18 protein-coding genes and 1 pseudogene are annotated in these 19,290 nt (G+C 66.3%); 4 read left to right on the top strand and 15 right to left on the bottom strand.

Translation table 11 applies throughout. The features are described 5' to 3' along the window. Positions 1-371, top strand: a pseudogene (locus B1A78_RS13110) (NAD(P)-dependent oxidoreductase); the annotation flags it as partial. A 75-nt stretch (positions 372-446) separates the two neighbouring features. Beyond that, entirely contained in the window at positions 447-2,432 is a 1,986-nt protein-coding gene (sppA, locus tag B1A78_RS13105) for a signal peptide peptidase SppA (protein WP_083734143.1), read from the top strand. Here the strand turns inward: sppA and B1A78_RS13100 are convergent. The 15 genes from B1A78_RS13100 to B1A78_RS13030 form a co-directional block, all read right to left on the bottom strand. Next, entirely contained in the window at positions 2,429-3,139 is a 711-nt protein-coding gene (locus B1A78_RS13100) for a PepSY domain-containing protein (protein ID WP_077147404.1), read from the bottom strand. The genes sppA and B1A78_RS13100 overlap by 4 nt on opposite strands. Further along, on the bottom strand, positions 3,136-4,038 hold the full coding sequence (locus B1A78_RS13095; RefSeq protein WP_077147403.1) for an alpha/beta fold hydrolase: 903 nt from the start codon (positions 4,036-4,038) through the stop codon (positions 3,136-3,138). The genes B1A78_RS13100 and B1A78_RS13095 overlap by 4 nt, the downstream gene beginning before the upstream one ends. Before the next feature lie 18 nt (positions 4,039-4,056). Then, entirely contained in the window at positions 4,057-4,335 is a 279-nt protein-coding gene (locus B1A78_RS13090) for a hypothetical protein (protein WP_144037817.1), read from the bottom strand. Positions 4,336-4,449: 114 nt separating this feature from the next. Beyond that, the gene (locus tag B1A78_RS13085; RefSeq protein WP_077147401.1) at positions 4,450-5,076 is read right to left on the bottom strand and encodes a trimeric intracellular cation channel family protein; all 627 of its coding nucleotides are present in this window, start codon (positions 5,074-5,076) and stop codon (positions 4,450-4,452) included. Between the two features lies 1 nt (position 5,077). Beyond that, positions 5,078-6,307: an amidohydrolase gene (locus B1A78_RS13080; RefSeq protein WP_218667978.1), complete on the bottom strand. Its 1,230-nt coding sequence runs from the start codon at positions 6,305-6,307 to the stop codon at positions 5,078-5,080. 181 nt (positions 6,308-6,488) lie between these two features. Continuing rightward, positions 6,489-7,340, bottom strand: a complete 852-nt coding sequence (locus tag B1A78_RS13075; protein ID WP_144037816.1) for a hypothetical protein — start codon at positions 7,338-7,340, stop codon at positions 6,489-6,491. A gap of 2 nt (positions 7,341-7,342) precedes the next feature. Beyond that, on the bottom strand, positions 7,343-8,740 hold the full coding sequence (gene lpdA, locus B1A78_RS13070; protein ID WP_077147398.1) for a dihydrolipoyl dehydrogenase: 1,398 nt from the start codon (positions 8,738-8,740) through the stop codon (positions 7,343-7,345). A gap of 3 nt (positions 8,741-8,743) precedes the next feature. Continuing rightward, positions 8,744-9,106: a gamma-glutamylcyclotransferase family protein gene (locus B1A78_RS13065; RefSeq protein WP_077147397.1), complete on the bottom strand. Its 363-nt coding sequence runs from the start codon at positions 9,104-9,106 to the stop codon at positions 8,744-8,746. A 13-nt stretch (positions 9,107-9,119) separates the two neighbouring features. Then, complete coding sequence (gene odhB / locus B1A78_RS13060) at positions 9,120-10,352, bottom strand: 2-oxoglutarate dehydrogenase complex dihydrolipoyllysine-residue succinyltransferase (protein ID WP_077147396.1); 1,233 nt, start codon at positions 10,350-10,352, stop codon at positions 9,120-9,122. Positions 10,353-10,372: 20 nt separating this feature from the next. Beyond that, positions 10,373-13,192 (bottom strand): 2-oxoglutarate dehydrogenase E1 component, encoded by a 2,820-nt coding sequence (locus B1A78_RS13055; protein WP_077147406.1) that lies wholly within the window; start codon positions 13,190-13,192, stop codon positions 10,373-10,375. Positions 13,193-13,279: 87 nt separating this feature from the next. Further along, positions 13,280-14,170, bottom strand: a complete 891-nt coding sequence (gene sucD, locus B1A78_RS13050) for a succinate--CoA ligase subunit alpha (RefSeq protein ID WP_077147395.1) — start codon at positions 14,168-14,170, stop codon at positions 13,280-13,282. A gap of 66 nt (positions 14,171-14,236) precedes the next feature. Then, positions 14,237-14,890, bottom strand: a complete 654-nt coding sequence (locus B1A78_RS22335) for a hypothetical protein (RefSeq protein ID WP_144037815.1) — start codon at positions 14,888-14,890, stop codon at positions 14,237-14,239. Beyond that, positions 14,887-15,849 (bottom strand): malate dehydrogenase, encoded by a 963-nt coding sequence (gene mdh / locus B1A78_RS13040; protein WP_077147393.1) that lies wholly within the window; start codon positions 15,847-15,849, stop codon positions 14,887-14,889. The genes B1A78_RS22335 and mdh overlap by 4 nt, the downstream gene beginning before the upstream one ends. A gap of 186 nt (positions 15,850-16,035) precedes the next feature. Next, positions 16,036-16,422, bottom strand: coding sequence for a hypothetical protein (locus tag B1A78_RS13035; RefSeq protein ID WP_077147392.1), 387 nt, complete (start codon positions 16,420-16,422; stop codon positions 16,036-16,038). 1 nt (position 16,423) lies between these two features. Next, positions 16,424-17,671, bottom strand: coding sequence for a DUF4157 domain-containing protein (locus B1A78_RS13030; RefSeq protein WP_077147391.1), 1,248 nt, complete (start codon positions 17,669-17,671; stop codon positions 16,424-16,426). A 210-nt stretch (positions 17,672-17,881) separates the two neighbouring features. On the opposite strand from B1A78_RS13030, the gene B1A78_RS13025 reads away from it, so the two are divergent. Together B1A78_RS13025 and B1A78_RS13020 are read left to right on the top strand one after the other, a co-directional pair. Further along, positions 17,882-18,424, top strand: a complete 543-nt coding sequence (locus B1A78_RS13025) for a phosphatase PAP2 family protein (protein WP_077147405.1) — start codon at positions 17,882-17,884, stop codon at positions 18,422-18,424. A gap of 53 nt (positions 18,425-18,477) precedes the next feature. Beyond that, a partial coding sequence (locus B1A78_RS13020) for a hypothetical protein (RefSeq protein ID WP_077147390.1) occupies positions 18,478-19,290 on the top strand: 813 nt, incomplete at its 3' end.

Genomic DNA, 19,290 nt, shown 5'->3' with positions numbered 1-19,290 from the left:
CGCGCCTGCTCGTCGCACTCGCCGCCGACCGCCACGCCAGCGTCGGCCAGGTCTACGAACCCGACGACGGCAAGCCCGGCGGCTGGTCGCACCGCAGCTTCGCGCGCGCGGTCGGGCGCGCGGTCGGGCGCAGCCATGTCGCGACGCTCACCATCCCCGCCACGCTGCTCAAGGCCGGCGGCCGCATCGACAAGCTCGTGCGCCGCAGCCGCGCCAAGCTGACCCCCGACCGCGCACGCTATATCGCGCATCCCGACTGGGTCGCGACCGGCGGCGCCTGCCCGCCGCCCGAGCTGTGGCGACCCGAAATCGAAACCGGCGATGCCCTCGCCGAAACGGTGCGCTGGTATCGCCGCGAAAACTGGCTCTGACGCCGGTATGCGCTGGTCGGCCGCCCGTCGAAGCGTTTATTGCCAACGCCGGGCCGCGTCCCTAGGTTCGCGCGCATGACCGAAACCACCGCGACCCCGCCCAACGATCCCGCCGGCCCCTGGGCCATTCCCGTCCGCCGCCCGCTGCCCGGCGACGACAAACCCAAGGGAACGACCAGCTTTCCGCGCAAGGTCTGGAACCTGCTCGTCGCGATCAAGGACGGGCTGGCGCTGATCTTTCTGCTGCTCTTCTTCGTCGCGCTGTTCGGCCTCTTCGCCGGTCGCCCCAATCCGTCGCTGCCGGTCAGCGAGGGCGCGCTGCTGCTCCAGCTCGATGGCGTCGTCACCGAACAGCCCGCCGAGATCGACCCGCTCGCGGCGCTCTCGGGCGGCAACGATCTCAAGGAAATCCGCGTCCGCGATGTCGTCCACGCGCTCGAAACCGCGGCGACCGATAATCGCATCACCTCGGTCGTGCTCGACCTCGACCGCTTCCTCGGCGGCGGGCAGGTGTCGCTCGCCGAGATCGGCGACGCGATCGACAAGGTGCGCGCGCAGAAAAAGCCCGTGCTCGCCTTCGCCACCGCCTACACCACCGACAGCTATCAGGTCGCCGCGCACGCCAGCGAGATATGGGCCGACCCGATCGGCGGGGTCGGCATCGCGGGACCCGGCGGGTCGCGGCTCTATTACAAGGGGCTGATGGACAAGCTCGGCGTCACCGCGAACATCTATCGCGTCGGTACCTTCAAGAGCGCGGTCGAGCCCTATCTGCGCAGCGACCAGTCGCCCGAGGCGAAACAGGCCGACATGGCCTATGCCGGCGCGCTGTGGGAAAATTGGCTGGCCGACGTCAAAAAGGCGCGGCCGAAGGCGAAGATCGATCCCTTCATCGCCGACACCGCGGGCGCGGTGCGCGCCGCGGGCAACGACCTGTCGAAGGCGTCGCTCGACGCCGCGCTGATCGACACGCTCGGCAGCCGCATGGCGTTCAACAGCCGCGTCGCCGAAATCAGCGGCGCGTTCGACGACAGCCAGCCGTGGAATTATAACGCGATCCCGCTCGACAATTGGGTCGCCGCCAATCCGCCCGCCGAGCCCGGCAGCGCGATCGCGGTCGTTCCGGTGATCGGCGAAATCGTCGATGGCGAGGCGCCCAACGGCGTCGCCGGCGGGACCACGATCGCGCAGCATATCCTCGACGCCGCCGCCGACGACAGCATCAAGGCGATCGTGCTGCGCGTCGATTCGCCGGGCGGATCGGTGCTCGCGTCGGAGGAAATCCGCCAGGCGCTGCTCGCCGCGAAGGCCAAGAAGCTGCCCGTCGTCGTCTCGATGGCCAATGTCGCCGCGTCGGGCGGCTATTGGATCGCGACCCCCGCCGACCGCATCTTCGCCGAGCCCGACACGATCACCGGATCGATCGGCGTCTTCGGCATCCTGCCGAGCTTCGAACAGACGCTCGCCAAGGCGGGGATCACCACCGACGGCATCAAGACCACCCCGCTGTCGGGCCAGCCCGACATCCTCGGCGGGGTGAACGACGAGTTCAACCAGCTCGCGCAGGCGAGCGTCGAGGACATCTACGCGCGCTTCACCGGGCTCGTCGCCAAGAGCCGCAAGCAGCCGCTCGCCAAGGTGCAGGAAATCGCCGAGGGCCGCGTCTGGGCCGGCGGCACCGCGCGCCAGATCGGGCTGGTCGACCAGTTCGGCGGCCTGCCCGACGCGATCGCCGCGGCGGCAAAACTCGCCAAGGTCGACGGCGACTTTCACGCCCGCTATTTTGAGAATGAGCCGAGCGAGTTTTCGAAGATGCTGGCAAGCTGGACCGGCGCCGAACAGGAACCCGAGGCGGCGCTTCCGCGCGGCTGGTTCGGCATCGCGGCAATGAACCGCCAGATGATCGAACGCCGCGTCATCCAGGACCTGTCGCTGCTGACCGAGGCGGGATCGGTGCAGGCCTCGTGCCTCGACTGCCGCGCCTACCTCCCCGCCGTGCCGCGCCCCGGCAAGGCCGAGGCGAAGGGCTTTTTCGCGACGCTGGCGCTGCTGATGCGCTAGGCGGCGGGCGGCGCGCCCTTGCGCCGCCGCCGCTGGCGCACGAACAGCATCACGAACCCGAGCAGCACCGTCACCAGGCTGACCCCCGCAAAGCCGGTCAGCAACGGGTGATGGGTGTCTTCACGCGTCTGCAGATCCATGATGTGCAGCCCCCAGAAGAAGTCATAGCCGCGCCACCAGCGCGTCCGCAGCGCGAGCAATTCGCCGGTGTCGGCATCGACATAGGCGTGGAGACCATCGGCATAAGCAACCTGCCAAGCCGGCCGGTCGCGCCGCAGGTCGAGCGGGTTGGCATCGGCGGCGAAGCGCCGCAGCGACACGACCTCGCCCGGCGCCTTTTGCGCCGCATTGGCGATCGTATAGGCCTCGGCCGCCGTCACCGGCGGCAGAAATTCACCGGTCGTCGCGTCGGCGGCGCGCGTTCCCCCGTCGGCGAAGCGCACCAGCCACACCGGCCGCGCTTTGCGCATCGCGAGCTCGATCGTCTCGACCCGCCGCCCGTCGAGACGGGGCGGGACGGCATCGAGCGTCGCGGGAATCGCCACCGGCTCGCTGCGCAGGTCGCTGCCGCGCACCTCCTCGATCGGCTTGATCACCATGACCAGTCCCGACAGCGTCCACAGGATCAGCGGCACCCCGACGAGCCAGCCGAGCCAGATATGGATGCGGAGCAGCTGCGCGCGCAGCCGCGTCTGCAGCGCGCTCATGCCGCCGCCGCCAGCTCCCGCGCATGACCCGCGACGGCGTCGGCGAGCGTATCGACCAGCGCGAGCGGCAGGTCGTGCCCCATGCCCGGGATCGTCATCAATCGCGCGCCGGGGATGCTTGCCGCAGTGTCCTTGCCGCCCGCGAGCGGGACGAGCGGATCGGCCTCGCCATGGATGACCAGCGTCGGCGCGGCGATCGTCTTCAGCATCGCGCGGCGATCGCCATCGGCGACGATCGCCGCCATCTGCCGCGCGACGCCCTGCGGATACCAGCCGCGCTCGAAATCGCCGCGCACCCGGCGCTGCAATCTTTCTTCCTCCGCCGGATAGGCCGGGCTGCCGATCACCCGTGCCGCGCGCACCGAATAGGCGATCATGGCCTCGGGATCGCCGCTCATCGGACGGTTGGCGAGCACCGCCATCGCCTCCTTGTTGGCGCGCGGCAGGCGGGGGTTCCCGGTGGTCGACATGATCGAGGTCAAGGATAGCACCCGCTCGGGATAGCGCGCCGCGATATGCTGCGAAATCATGCCGCCCATCGACGCGCCGACGATATGCGCCTTGGCGATCCCCAGATGGTCGAGCAATGAGATCCCGTCGGCCGCCATATCCGCCAGTGTATAAGCGGCGCGTACCGGCAGCCGCAGCATCGATTTGACGAACATCCATTTAAGGTTGGGCACCCCCGCCGCCTCGAAGCGCGTCGACAGGCCGACGTCGCGATTATCGTAACGAATGGTGCGAAAGCCATGCGCGTTGAGCGCGTCGACGAACTCGTCGGGCCACAAAGTCAGCTGCCCGCCCAGCCCCATCACCAGCAGGATCGCCGGCGCGTCGCGCGGCCCCTTGTCCTCATAGGTGATGCTGATCCCGTTCGCGGTCGTCTGCGCTGTTGTCATGGAAAGCCCCTGCAAGGGTCAGGCCCCGCGCGTGGCGACGGTGCTGACATCGTTGTTCACTCGCGAACCTGCCACAGCCAGCGCATTTGGCAAGCCCGCGGCGCCGGCGTGGGCGGCACGGCGCAAGCGACCGAACCCCACGATCCATGCGGCGCCGATCGCCAACAGCCGGTCGCGCGCCACCAGCGCCGCGAAGACCGGCGGAGCTGCCAGCAGCATCGCTCCCGCCGTCGTCGCGACGTCGCAATCGACCGTGCAGCCGGCCGGCGCGACGCCGGCGCCGAAACTGATCAGCAAGACTTCCAAGGCCCCCACGCCCCTTTCGTGCGGCAAGGGCTAGGGGTGACCGGTTAATCGATTCTGACGCGCCCGATCACTGTCCGGGCGATTCCGTCCCGAAGCGGGACCCGTTTAGCGCGCCGGGTCGCGATAGGCGGGTAGCGCGAGCGACCAATGGATCGCCGCGCCGCGCAGGACGAAACCCGCGATTGCGCCGCATGCCGCAGCGACCGGCGTGCCCACGCCCCCCCAGAGCAGGAGCAGATAGAGGCCCGAAGCGAGCGCCGCCGCGGTGACATAAATTTCGGGCCGGACGATGATCGACGGCACCCCCGCCAATATGTCGCGGATCGTGCCGCCGACGCAGCCGGTGATCACCCCCATCAGCAGCGCCGGCACCGGCGGCACGCCCCACGCGAGCGCCTTTGCCGTCCCGAACACCGCATAGGCGGCAAGTCCGACCGCATCGGCCCATTCGAGCAATTGCCCCTGCCACCAGCGTTCGGGGGTGAGCCACACGACGAGCGCGATCGCGATGCAGACGGCGGCGATCGCGCCGTCCTGCACCCAGAACACCGGCGCGCCGATCAGCAGGTCGCGCACGCTGCCGCCGCCGACCCCGGTGACGAGCGCGAAAAACATCGCGGTGATCAGCGTCTGGCGCAGCCGCACCGCCATCAACGCGCCCGACAGCGCGAAGACGCCGATGCCGACCAAGTCGAGCAGGCGGAGCAGCAGCGCGTTGTCGATGCCGGTCATATCATTGGGCGACGGGACGCACGCCGCCGATGACCGAAAGGACGATCGCGGTCACCGCATTGCGGATTGCCGGCTCAGCCTGCGGTGCAAAGAAGGGCGAGTGGTTGGTCGGCGCCGGCTCGCCTTTCGCCTTCAGGTCCGCGAGCACGGCGGGATCATAGCCGCCGATGCCAAAGAAAAGCGACGGCACCCCCGCATCGACGAACTCCGAATAATCCTCGCTGCCCGACATCGGCGTCGCGCTCGCCGGCGCGAAGACGAGCCCCTTTCCAAAGACCGGGGTCAGTGCCGCGACCGCCGCCTTGGCCATCGTCTCGTCGTTGGTGAGGATGCCGGTGCCGGAAAGGTAGCGGATCGTCGGCTCGGGCGCCTTGCCCATCGCCGCCGCCGCCTTCGCGACGCGCGCGGTCCCGTCCTGCAGCAATTTGCGGACCTCGGGCGACTGCGAGCGCAAATTGACCTTCACTTCGGCGCTGTCGGGGATGATGTTGGGCGCGCTGCCGGCGTTGATCGCGCCGATCGTCAGCACGCCGAACGCCGCGGGATCCTTTTCGCGGCTGATCACCACCTGCGCATCTGTGACGAAGCGCGCGGCGATCGGGATCGGGTCGATCGTCGCGGCGGGCATCGATCCATGCCCCCCGCGACCATGGAAAGTGATCGAATAGCTGTCGGAGGCCGAGGAGCCCGCGCCGGCCTTGATCGCGACGACACCCGACGGCAGGTTCGAAACATGCGCCGCAAAGCCGAAGTCGGGCTTGGGGAAGCGCGTGAACAGCCCGTCGTCGAGCATCGCGCGCGCGCCGACCAGCGGTTCCTCGGCAGGCTGACCGATCAGCATGATCGTGCCCGACCAGCTGTCGCGCATGGCGACAAGCGCCTGCGCGACGCCGATCAGATAGGCAACATGCGTATCATGGCCGCAGGCGTGCATCACCGGCACGTCGCGGCCTTCATAGGTCGCGCGCGCCTTGCTCGCCCAGGCAAGCCCGGTCTTTTCCTCCATCGGCAAGGCGTCCATGTCGGCGCGCACGAGGATCGTCGGCCCCTCGCCGTTCTTGAGGATCGCGACCACCCCGGTGCCGCCGACCTTTTCGGTCACGGTAAAGCCCGCCGCACGCAGATGCTTCGCGAGGATGCCCGCGGTACGCACCTCCTGCATCCCGAGTTCGGGGTTGGCGTGGAGGTCCTTGTAGATCGCTTCCAGCGTGGGGTAGTTTTTGTCGAGCAACGCAGAAAGCCGCGCATTGGCGACGGCCAGATCAGGCGTTGTCTGCGCCGCCGCACCGACCGGTAAGAAGGCTAGCGAAGCGGCCAGTCCAAACCAGTGTCTCGCCGCCATGCCTGTCTCCCTCTTTGGTGCCGATGCGGATATGCGCTCTCTTGATCCGCATGCGCCGCGGCGTGCGCTATCACCCCGCCTTGGGCGGCACAATGGGCGCACGCAGTAGGGCAAGCCCCAGCGCATAGCCCAAAATCGGCGAGGCGCCATAGCCGCCGAGGGGCACGGGATAGGCGCCGATGATCGACGCAAGGACAAAGCCCGCCATCACGGCGGCGAGCGCTCTGCCCGCCCGCGGATTCGCGGCGCGCACCAACAGGGGTGCGACGCAGACCAGCATGAGCGCACTACCGACCAACAGACCGAGCATAGCGTTGATCGCGAATGCATCGGGCACAACGCGCTCGACGAAATCAACGGCGGCGAGCGGATCGGGTCGGAGCAATGTTGTCGTGATCGCCGCGATCACGGCAGTAGCGCCGAACGCCGAGACGAGCAGTTCGTTCCGGCCGGGACGCGAAAATAGGAACGCTGCCGCCAGCGCGAGCGCCGCCGCAAAATCGGGCTGGATGGCGAAGACAGCCGCCAGCACGATCACGACCGCGAGTTGTGTCCGAGCGGGAAACTGCGGGATCAGCACCGCAATCGCCGGCAGAAAGAACATGGCGGCATGCAGCCGCACGGGGCCGGCGGGAAGCCACCGCCGCACGCCATCGAGATCGAAGCCGGTCACCAGCGTCGCCGCGATGCCGGTCACGCCAAGGGCGACGACCCACGCCGCAGCGCGGGCGCTCATTCGACGCGGCGCGAAGGAAATGACGGCAAGCCCCAGCAAAAGCGCGAGCCCGTTCAGCACCGCATAAGCGCCCGGTGCACCGCCGATCCGGAAAAACAATATCCCGCTCGCCGTGGCCGCTACGAGCGCAGCCACGCCGATCCAGGGCACCGGCCGTGTTTCCATTGCCGGCGCGCCAAGTGTCATCGTCAAATGTGGATCGGCTTGCCCGTCACCGCCATCGCCGCTTCTTTCACCGCTTCGCTGTGCGTCGGGTGCGCGTGGCAGGTGTAGGCGATGTCTTCCGACGTCGCGCCGAATTCCATTGCCTGCGCGGCCTGCGCGATCATCGTGCCCGCAACGCTGGCAATGATCCACACGCCGAGCACGCGGTCGCTGTTCGCATCGGCGATCACCTTAACAAAGCCGTCGGGTTCGTGGTTGGTCTTCGCGCGGCTGTTGCCCGCCATCGGGAATTTACCGACCTTGACCTCACCGCGCTCCTTCGCCTGCTCTTCGGTCAGGCCGACGCCGGCGATTTCGGGCATGGTATAGACGACCGACGGGATGACATCGTGGTTCACGATGCCGGTCAGCCCGGCGATATTCTCGGCGACCGCAATGCCTTCGTCCTCGGCCTTGTGCGCGAGCATCGGGCCGGGGATGACGTCGCCGATCGCCCAGATGCCGGGGACCTGCGTGCCGAAATCATGGTCAGTTTCGATCTGGCCGCGCGCGTTGACCGCGAGGCCCGCCTTGTCGAGACCCAGCCCGTCGGTGTTCGGGCGGCGCCCGATCGACACCAGCACAACATCGGCCTCGAGCGTCTCGGCATCGCCGCCAGCGGCGGGTTCGAGCGTGAGCACAGCCTTCTTGCCCTTAACCTCAGCCTTGGTGACCTTGGTCTTGAGCTTGAACTCGATGCCCTGCTTCTTGAAGATGCGGTTAGCGTCCTTGCGAACGTCGGCGTCCATGCCGGGCAAGATCTGGTCGAGGAACTCGACGCAGGTGACCTTGGCACCGAGACGGCGCCACACGCTGCCGAGTTCGAGCCCGATCACGCCGCCGCCGATGACGACCATATGCTCGGGCACCTTGGCGAGTTCGAGCGCACCGGTCGAATCGACGATGACCTGCTTGTCGTTATCGACCTCGACCCCGGGTAGCGGAGTGACCGACGAACCGGTAGCGATGACGATATTCTTCGCGCGATAGGTCTTGCCCGCGACTTCGACACTGTCCTTGCCGGTGAACTGCGCATAGCCCTTCAGCCAGTCGACCTTGTTCTTCTTGAACAGAAACTCGATGCCGCCGGTCAGCCCCTTGACCGCATCGACGCGCTGGCCGTGCATCGCGGGCAGGTTGAGCTTGGGGGTCACGTCGATCCCCATCTTGGCCATCGCACCATTGGCGGCGGCGTCATAATATTCGGACGCGTGGAGCATCGCCTTCGACGGAATGCAGCCGACGTTGAGGCAGGTGCCGCCCAGCGTCTCGCGCCCTTCGGCGCAGGCGGTCTTGAGGCCGAGCTGCGCCGCGCGGATCGCCGCGACATAACCGCCGGGGCCGGCACCGATGACAAGCACGTCGTAGTCGTAATCAGCCATGATTCACTCCATTTCGAGCCCCGGCGCCGCGACATAGACCCAGGCCTCTTCGCCCGATTCCAGCGCGACACGCCGCCGCTCATAATCTTCGGCCTCGTAAAGATCGGCCGCTTCGAGTTCCTGCTTCGTAAGCCAATATAGGGTGCCCGTGACCCGCTGCGAGCCTTGGTCGTCGGGAACGAGCACCGGATAATGGCTTTCGCCGCTAATCCGCACCACCTCGGGGTCGGCGTTGACGATCCGGCGGAGCCGGAAGCCGGTCAGTGCGTCGGCACTGCCGCCAAGCAACCGACCGAAATGTTCCCGCTGCACGTCCGGATATTGGAGCGTGCCATACGCGAACAGGGCTTCGGTCGCGTCGCTCACGCCGCTTTCCCTATCAGAGGTCGATCAGCAGCCGCGTCGGATCCTCGATCGCTTCCTTGATCGTCTTGAGGAAGGTCACCGCCTCGCGTCCGTCGATCAGGCGATGGTCATAGCTCATCGCCAGATACATCATCGGCCGGATCACGATCTCGCCGTTACGGACGACCGGACGGTCTTCGATGCGATGGAGGCCGAGCACCGCCGACTGCGGCGGGTTGATGATCGGGGTCGACATCAGGCCGCCGAACACGCCGCCGTTCGAGATGGTGAAGGTACCGCCGATCATGTCTTCCATCGTCAGCGTGCCTTCCTTGGCGCGCTTGCCGAGGTCGGCGATCGCCTTTTCGATGTCGGCAAAGCTCTTCGCGTCGGCGTTGCGGACGACCGGCACGACGAGGCCGTTGGGCGCGCTGACCGCGACCGAGACGTCGAGATAATTGTGATATACGATCTCATCGCCCTCGATGCGCGCGTTCACCGCCGGGATATCATGCGCCGCGAGCGCGACCGCCTTGGTGAAGAAGCTCATGAAGCCGAGGCGGACGCCATGCTTCTTTTCGAAACTGTCGCGATATTTGTCGCGCGTCGCTATCACCGCCGACATATCGACGTCGTTGAACGTCGTCAGCATCGCCGCCGTGTCCTGCGCGGCCTTCAGGCGCTTGGCGATCGTCTGGCGCATGCGCGTCATCTTGACGCGCTCTTCCTGACGGCCCGGCGCAGCCGATGCGGCGGGAGCCGTAGCAGCGGCGGGCGCCGGCGCGGGCGTTGCGGCCGGGGCATTGTTCGCGGCGGCGAGCACATCTTCCTTGGTCAGGCGGCCGTCCTTGCCGCTGCCCTTGATCTTGGTCGGGTCGACGCCATGCTCGAGCACCAGGCGGCGCACCGCAGGCGACAGCGTCGTGACGCCATCGCCAGCCTCTTCGGCGGGCGCGCTCGCGGCGGGCGCCGGTGCGGCAGCTTCGGCCTTTGCAGGCGCAGCAGCCGCGGGCGCCGCCGCCTTGCCGTCGCCGGCCTCGATCGTCGCGATCGTCGCGCCGACATTGACGGTGTCGCCGACAGCAGCGACCTGCTGCCCCATCACCCCGGCGACGGGCGAGGGCACTTCGACCGCGACCTTGTCGGTCTCGAGGCTGGCAATCGGCTCGTCGAGCGCGACCGGATCGCCGGGCTGCTTCAGCCATTCGCCGATCGTCGCTTCGGTGACGCTTTCGCCCAGCGTCGGGACTTTGACTTCGGTGCTCATCGCTCTTTCCTTTGGGGCGCTTATTTATTCTTGTTACGGCGGATTTCGGCGCGGACGCTCAGGCCCAGCGCGTCGGCGACCAGCGCCGCCTGCTCGGTCTGGTGGCGGCTCATCAGCCCGGTGGCGGGCGAAGCCGCCGCCGCACGACCGGCATAGCGCGGACGCATGCCCTTGCGGCCGGCGTTGGTCAGCGCGTCCTCGATGAAGGGCTCAACGAAGGACCAGCTGCCATTGTTGCGCGGCTCTTCCTGCGCCCACACCACTTCTTCGAGCTTCGGCATCCGCTTCAGGCGGACCGTCAACGGCTCGCCCGGGAAGGGATAGAGCTGCTCGAGGCGGATAACCGTCGTGTCGGTCAGGCCCGCAGCATCGCGCGCCTCGATCAGGTCATAGCCGACCTTGCCCGAGCAGAGCACGACGCGCTTGATATCGCCATCGGCGGGCGGGGTGCGGTCCGACATGATGCGGCGGAAATGCGCGTCGCCGATGAAGTCCGAGCGCTGCGACACCGCGAGCTTGTGGCGGAGCAGCGACTTGGGGGTCATGATGATCAGCGGCTTGCGGAACGGACGCAGCATCTGGCGGCGCAGGACGTGGAAATAATTCGACGGGGTCGAAATATTGCACACCTGGATATTGTCGCCTGCACACAGCTGGAGGAAGCGTTCGAGACGCGCCGAGCTATGCTCGGGACCCTGGCCCTCATAACCGTGCGGGAGCAGCATCACGAGGCCATTGGCGCGCAGCCATTTGGCTTCGCCCGACGCGATGAACTGGTCGATCATGATCTGCGCGCCATTGGCGAAGTCGCCGAACTGCGCTTCCCACAGCACGAGGCTCTTCGGATCGGCCATCGCATAGCCATATTCGAAACCGAGCACGCCATATTCGGACAGCGGGCTGTCGAGCACCTCGAACCGGCCGTGCGGGACGGTGGTCAGCGGCACATATTTGCGCTCGTCCTTCTGGTCGACCCAGACGGCGTGGCGCTGGCTGAAGGTACCGCGCCCCGAATCCTGCCCCGACAGGCGGACCTGATAGCCTTCGCTAAGCAGGGTACCGAAAGCGAGGCTTTCGGCGGTCGCCCAGTCGAACACTTCCTTGTCACTCTTGTCGGCGAACATCGCACCGCGCGCGTCGATGACGCGGCGCAGCGTCTTGTGCACCTCCAGATCGTCAGGAACGGTCGTCATGATCCGGCCGATCGAGTCGAACAATTTGTCGCTGACCCCGGTCGAGATATTGCGGCGGGCGTTCTCGGCATCGGCGGGGGCATGCAGCCCCGACCAGCGGCCCGCGAACCAGTCGGCCTTGTTCGGCTTGTAGCTTTTCGCCGATTCGAAATCATCCTCGAGCCGTGCGACGAATTCGGCGCGGCGTGCATCGGCCCAGCCGGCGTCGATCACGCCCTCGCCCTCGAGCTTGGCCGCGCAAAGCTGCGACACCGGCGGATGCTGGCGGATGATCCCGTACATCAGCGGCTGGGTGAACGAAGGCTCGTCGCCCTCGTTGTGACCGAAGCGGCGATAGCACCACATGTCGATGACGACGTCGCGCTTGAACTGCTGGCGGAAGTCGATCGCGAGCTTGCACGCAAAGGTCACCGCCTCGGGATCGTCGCCGTTGACGTGCAGGATCGGCGCCATCACGCCTTTCGCGACGTCCGACGGATAGGGCGACGAGCGCGCGAACTGCGGGCTGGTGGTGAAGCCGATCTGGTTGTTGACGATGAAATGGATACAGCCGCCAGTGTTGTACCCGCGAATGCCCGAGAAGCCCAGGCATTCCCAAACGATCCCCTGCCCCGCAAACGCCGCGTCGCCGTGGATCAGCACGGGCAGCACCTGCTCATGCTTGTCGAGGTCGTCGCGCACGACCTGCTGCGCGCGGACCTTGCCGAGCACGACCGGATCGACCGCTTCGAGGTGCGAAGGGTTGGGAACCAGCGACATATGCACCGAAGCGCCGCCGAAATCGCGGTCGGTCGAGGTACCGAGGTGATATTTGACGTCGCCCGAGCCGCCGACATCGTCGGGGTTGGCGCTGCCGCCCGCAAACTCGTGGAAGATCACCTTGTACGGCTTGGCCATCACGTTCGCGAGCATGTTCAGGCGCCCGCGGTGCGCCATGCCGTATACGATCTCGCGCACGCCATATTGGCCGCCATATTTGATGATGGCTTCCATCGCCGGGATCATCGATTCGCCGCCGTCGAGGCCGAAACGCTTGGTCCCGACATATTTGCGCGCGAGGAATTTTTCCCATTCCTCGGCCTGGATCACCTTGTTCAGGATGGCACGTTTGCCCTCGACCGAAAATTCGATGATCTTGTCGGCGCCTTCCATCCGTTCCTGCAGGAACTGGCGCTCCTCGATGTCGGCGATATGCATATATTCGAGGCCGACATTGCCGCAATAATTGGCGCGCAGGATCGCCACGATCTCGCGGATCGTCGCCTTCTCGAGGCCCAGCGCACCGCCAAGCCAGACCGGGCGATCGAGGTCGGCACCCGAAAAGCCATGATATTCCGGGGTCAGGTCGGCGGGCAGTTCGCGGGTGCTCAGCCCCAGCGGATCGAGGTTCGCCGCAAGATGCCCGCGCACCCGATAGGTGCGGATCAGCATCATCGCGCGGATCGAATCATTCGCGGCGCGCTCGACCTCGGCATTCGACAGCGGCGCGCCGGCTTTCGCCGCAGCGGCCTTGACCGCGACCTGCATCTGCTGCGGGTCGAGCGCGGCGGTCAGGTCGTCGCTGTCGACCAGCGGCCAGTTCTTCGGCGCCCAGCTGGGTCCGGCCTGCGGCTCGTCGATGTCAAAGCTCTGTCGTTCGAGGTTCATCTGCTTGTCCACGGGGAGAGGGGGTGATGTTCTTTTATATGGGAAGCCGAAGGCCCGCCGGCAAAGGGTGCCGGCGGGCCGTCCGGATCAGACGCGTTCCTTCAGCACTTCGACCAGCGTCGTGCCGAGTTCCGACGGGCTCGCCGACACGGTGATTCCGGCGGCTTCCATCGCCGCGATCTTGCTTTCGGCGTCGCCCTTGCCGCCCGAGACGATCGCGCCGGCGTGGCCCATGCGGCGGCCCGGAGGCGCGGTGCGGCCCGCGATGAAACCGGCCATCGGCTTCTTGCGGCCGCGCTTGGCTTCGTCGATCAGGAACTGCGCGGCCTGTTCTTCGGCGTCGCCACCGATTTCACCAATCATGATGATCGACTTGGTCGCTTCGTCGGCGAGGAAGAGTTCGAGCACGTCGATGAAGTTGGTGCCGTTGACCGGGTCGCCGCCGATGCCGACCGCAGTCGTCTGGCCGAGGCCCGCATTGGTCGTCTGGAACACCGCTTCATAGGTCAGGGTGCCCGAGCGCGAGACGACGCCGACGCTGCCCTTCGAGAAGATGCTGCCCGGCATGATGCCGATCTTGCATTCGCCGGGGGTCAGCACACCGGGGCAGTTCGGGCCGATCAGGCGCGACTTCGAACCGCTGAGCGCGCGCTTCACCTTCACCATGTCGAGCACCGGGATGCCTTCTGTGATGCAGACGATCAGCTCCATCTCGGCGTCGATCGCCTCGAGGATCGAGTCGGCGGCGAACGGCGGCGGCACATAGATGCAGCTCGCGGTCGCGCCGGTGGCGGCCTTGGCTTCCTCGACGGTGTTGAAGTTCGGCAGGCCGATGTGCGTCGTGCCGCCCTTGCCGGGGGTCACGCCGCCGACCATCTGCGTGCCATAAGCCAGCGCCTGTTCGGTGTGGAAGGTGCCGGTGGCACCGGTCATGCCTTGCGTGATGACCTTGGTATTCTTGTCGATAAGAATGCTCATGAACGTCTCCAAAAAATCTTGTTCAACTGTTGCCATGCCCGCTCGTCCAAGCCAGCATGTTTGTTATCAGATATTGCTCAAGGGCCTGCTCTCGGTCGCAACAAAACCCAATCCCGATATGCCGAGATGTTGTTTCGCCACGTCGGTGTCGGGAACATCCAGAAATTCGAAGCGCGCATGCCCCGGCTTCAATCCGGGAAGCCAGCTTATGGCGCTTTCGACAATATTCTCATGTCGCTGGGTGGGGTTACGCCCCACCAACGAGACCAGTTCCGCCTCTTCTATTACGCGCTCTTCGGCGGGATCGAGGATCCGACAACCGACAACTTGCTCGTCGCCGACGCGAAGTTCGCTGATCAGGAGAAACAGTTCTTCACCCGCGACGATTTTGCGCATCGGAGGAACCCCGACGAGTGTCGTTCCAGGCGGCGCGTTCATCGCGTCGATACGAGCAACGAGAGGCGCGATCGGAGATGATTCGGATATCTCGGCCAGCTTCCACCCCGCCTTGCTGGCGTTATCGAAAACCGCTTTGTTCGAGGAGAGATTCGCGCATGTGTCACGAGCTTCCGAAAAAACCGCGCCGATGGGATAACCACTGCCGGCCTTCCCTGCGGATGCAGCGGATTCCGGCGCCGCGCCACACGCCGCCAGCGGCAGCATAAACGATGCCACCGCCAACAAAGCGTTTACGCCATTGGATACCCGGTGATGGCTCACGCCAGCGACGGATCCAGGTTCTTGCACGCGTCGAGCAGTTCCTTGACCGCATCGACCGAGACCTGCAGGCCAGCCTTGTCGGCATCGTCGAGTTCGATCTCGACGATCTTCTCGACGCCGCCGGCGCCGATCACGACGGGCACGCCGACGTACAGGCCGTCAAGGCCGTACTGGCCGTCAACATAAGCTGCTGAAGGCAAGATACGCTTCTGGTCGCCCAGATAGGCTTCGGCCATCGCGATGCCCGACGCTGCCGGGGCATAGAAAGCCGAACCGGTGCCGAGGAGCGCGACGATCTCGCCGCCGCCGCCGCGGGTGCGCTTGACGATCGCATCGATCTTGTCCTGCGACGACAGACCCATCTTGACGAGGTCGGGGACGGGGATGCCGTTGACGGTCGAATAGCGGACGACGGGAACCATCGTGTCGCCATGGCCGCCGAGAACGAAGGTGTTCACATCCTTCACCGACACGTCGAACTCGTCGGCGATGAAGTGGCTGAAGCGCGCCGAGTCGAGAACGCCGGCCATGCCGACGACCTTGTTGTGCGGCAGGCCCGAGAATTCGCGCAGCGCCCAAACCATGGCGTCGAGCGGGTTGGTGATGCAGATGACGAAGGCGTCCGGAGCATTGGCCTTAATGCCCTCGCCCACGGCCTTCATGACCTTGAGGTTAATGCCGAGCAGGTCGTCGCGGCTCATGCCGGGCTTGCGGGCGACGCCCGCGGTGACGATGATGACGTCGGCGCCGGCGATGTCGGCATAATCGTTCGAGCCGGTGATCTTGGCATCGAAGCCCGCGATCGGGCCGACCTGCGACAGGTCGAGCGCCTTGCCCTGCGGCACGCCTTCGACGACGTCGAACAGGACGACGTCGCCCAATTCCTTCTGCGCCGCGAGCAGCGCCAGCGTTCCGCCGATATTCCCGGCTCCGATCAAAGCGATTTTCTTGCGTCCCATGGCGCGCGGCACTCCCTTCGTGGCAAGCCCGGCTATGATGCACAAAACCGGCAGGCACACGGGCCAAATCGCCGCGCCGGTCCCTTAGATGGGCGCCGCCCTACGCCGATTCCGTTAAGGAAACAACCGCGAAAAAGGCTAAAATCCGGGTTTTTCTGCAAATAGTTCGCAATAGCGATAGACGCGCTAGAGCGGCCCCTCGCCCGCGCTACGGAGGCGATGGTCGAGCCAGCTTTGCCAATGCGCAACCATTGATGCGGCGTCGGGTTCCCCGGCCTCGTCGGAGCTGCCGACCATCATCGCGGTCCAGAAATCGCACCAACGGATTTCATGCGCGAAATCCTCCCAGCCCTGGCCGGGGCGAAAGCCGAACAATTCCATCGTCACCATTTCGAGCACATAGGCTGCGCGCATCTGGGTGTCGGCGTCGGGGCTGGCAAGCAGCGGGATCACCGCCGGCAGCGCATCGATCCCCAGGCCGATCAGCGCGCTGGTTGCCGGGGTCGATTCGGCATGAAGTTTGTCGGGCGCCTCGTCGATTGCGGCAATCAGGTCAGGGAGCGACGCATCCATGTCACGGATTCTTATAGAATTTGTTGAACGTCGCGACCGCAGCGGCAAAGGTCGCGGACGGCTGGAGATGCTCGGAGGTCGCCGAAAGGGTCGCCTTACCCGCGGCATCGACCGCGAAGCCCCAGTCGATGCAGCCGAGATAGGCCCCCGTCTCGGCGCAACGCGCGCAGGTCTCGAATTCGAATATGTCGTTCGCGTCGCCACTGGGACCATCCCAAAGCGATGCCGCCTTCGCGGTCGTCCCGTCATAGCTGCCGTCCTGCGATTTGGACGCGTTGGGCGCATGGTCGCGATAATAGATCGAACAGGCGGTGCCTTCGGTGCATTTGGCCGCAAAATGATCGACGAAGAAATTGCCCTTTATGCCCTTCGTCGTGTCTTCGGTCGTTTTCACCTTTTCGCGATTCTTCTCGCCGCCCGCCCATTTGTAATCTTCGCCGGGCTTTTCAAAGACACGGACCACCTGGACGAGCCGGATCGTGTTGCATTTCGGACATTGGGCTGTGGGGGTGAACTTGATGGTACCCGACACGCCCGCGCCGGCCGCCGTCATCGCGACCGCCATGTCGCCATTCTTGGGAGGCGCTTTCGTCTCGGTCGGCTTGCGGTGCACGACATCGCCGCCCTGCTGCATCACATGCGCCAGTTCATGCGCCATCAACCGGCGCCCCTCGCCGGTCCCGGGGCGATATTCGCCGCGCGCAAAGGCGATGTCGTTGCCGAGCGTGAAGGCGCGTGCCGCGATCGACTGCGACGCGGCGTCGGCGGCGACGCCGTCGTGGACGCGCACCCCCGACAGGTCGCGGCCGAAGCGCGGTTCGAAGAAAGCGCGCTCGCTGGCGGGGAGCGGCGATCCGCCTCCCATTGCGCCGATCGCCGATCGCGCCGCGGGGCTCGCCGCACCGCCGGCCGCACCGCCCAAGGCCTCGCGCTGGATGGTCCCCGCCTCGTCCTCGCACGCGGCGCATTTGCGCTGCACTTGTCCGACGGGGGCGGCGCCCGCCGCGACCGGCGCGTCGTGCTCGCCCATGCGCATCACCCGCTCGGCGGCGCGATCGGCGGCTTGCTCGGCGCTGTCGTTGGCGGCCCCGATCATCAGCTTGGGCTGGACCCGCACCCCCTGCCCTGGTCGCGCGGGGATATTGGCGAGCGACCAGAGCGGCGAATTCAAAGCGCGCATCGGCGCTTGCTGCGGCGGCGTGGCGGCGCTGTTGGTGCGGCATTTTCGGCGGATCGCGTGTCGGTACATGGCTGTTCGCCTCCCAACCCTCGTCGAGCGGCTTGTATCCGGATTCCCCCTTTTAGTCACCCGGATACAAGTCAGCCCGGCAAGAATTTAGCCTTCGCCACCCCCCGCCGATTGGACCAATCCGCCAAAAGCGGCACGCGGACCGCGCGATTTTGGCACCCGGCGATTCTGGGTTATGCTTTGGCACCAGAAGGATATGAGGCGCCCGACATGACAAGATTTGCCCTGACCACCGCCAGTGCAGCGATCGCCCTCACCTTCGCATCCCCCGCGCATGCGAGCGAAAAAGGGTGGGACGATGCCGGCACCGTCGCCAAAAATGCGCTCGTCGTCGTCGCCTTCGGCGTTCCCGCGGTGCAGGGCGACTGGGAGGGCGCGCTCGAAGCGGGAGGCAGCATCGGCGCGACGATCCTGGTCACGCAGGGGCTGAAAGAGGCCTTTCCGTCGCGGCGCCCCGATGGCAGCGACAACAAGAGCTTCCCTTCGGGCCACACCTCGACGAGCTTCGCCGCCGCCGCGACGCTGCACAACCGCTATGGCTGGGAGGCGGGGTTGCCCGCCTATGTCGTCGCCTCTTTTGTCGGCCTCAGCCGCGTCGAGGCGAAGAAGCACCGAGTCGGCGACGTCCTCGTTGGCGCCGCGATCGGCACCGCGACCGGGCATTTGATCACCACAAAGAAAGACGACAGCATCCACATCTTCCCCTGGGCGAGCACCAAGAGCGCCGGGGTCGACGTGACGCTGCGCTTCTGACCGCAACCCGCTGTTAACCACCCCTTATCCCCGCGCCTGCTAGGCTCGCAGGGATGACGCGCGCAATCATCAGCTTTGACACCGAATTGTCGGCGGGCCTCTACCAGCGGGGCGCCGACGCACGCGCCAATTTCGACAGCTCGATCCTCGGCCGCTGCCGCGAGGGCGATTATGGCGTGCATTTCCAGATGGACATGCTCGAACGCCATGGCCTGACCGGGGTCTATTTCGTCGATCCGATGCCCGCGCTCGTCTATGGCCCCGACATCATCGACGCGATCGTCCAGCCGATCGTCGGCCGCGGGCACGAGGTGCAGCTCCATATCCACACCGAATGGCTGGAATTCGCGCGCTTCAACCCGGTCGGGCGACTGACCGGCCGCAATATCGGCGACTTCCCGCTCGCGGCGCAGAAGAAACTGATCGGCCTCGCCCGCGACATCCTCGTCGGTGCCGGGGCGCCGAGGCCGACCGCCTTTCGCGCCGGCAATTTCGGCGCCAACGACGACACGCTGCGCGCGCTCGCGGCGCTCGGCTTTCGTTTCGACAGCAGTTTCAACGGCGCATATCGCGGCCATGGCTGCGCGATCTCGCTCGACCCTGGCAACCTCGCGGTGCGCGAGCATGAAGGGGTTTGCGAGGTGCCGGTCAGCGGGCTGATGGACCGCGTCGGCCGCTTCCGCCCCGCGCAGCTCTGCGCGATGTCCGAAGAGGAGATGCGCGACGCGCTAGGTCACAGCGCGGCGAGCGGCGCGACCCAATTTTCGGCCTTCAGCCACAGTTTCGAACTATTGAGCCGCGACCGTGCGGTGCCCAACGGCCTCGCCATCGCGCGTATGGAGGCGCTGTGCCGCGCCGTCGCCGAC

Origin of the sequence: Sphingopyxis sp. KK2 (assembly GCF_001990265.1) — a bacterium.
Lineage (GTDB): Bacteria > Pseudomonadota > Alphaproteobacteria > Sphingomonadales > Sphingomonadaceae > Sphingopyxis.
The sequence above is the reverse complement of the archived record's forward strand: the minus strand, read 5'-3'. Positions and strand labels throughout refer to the sequence as shown.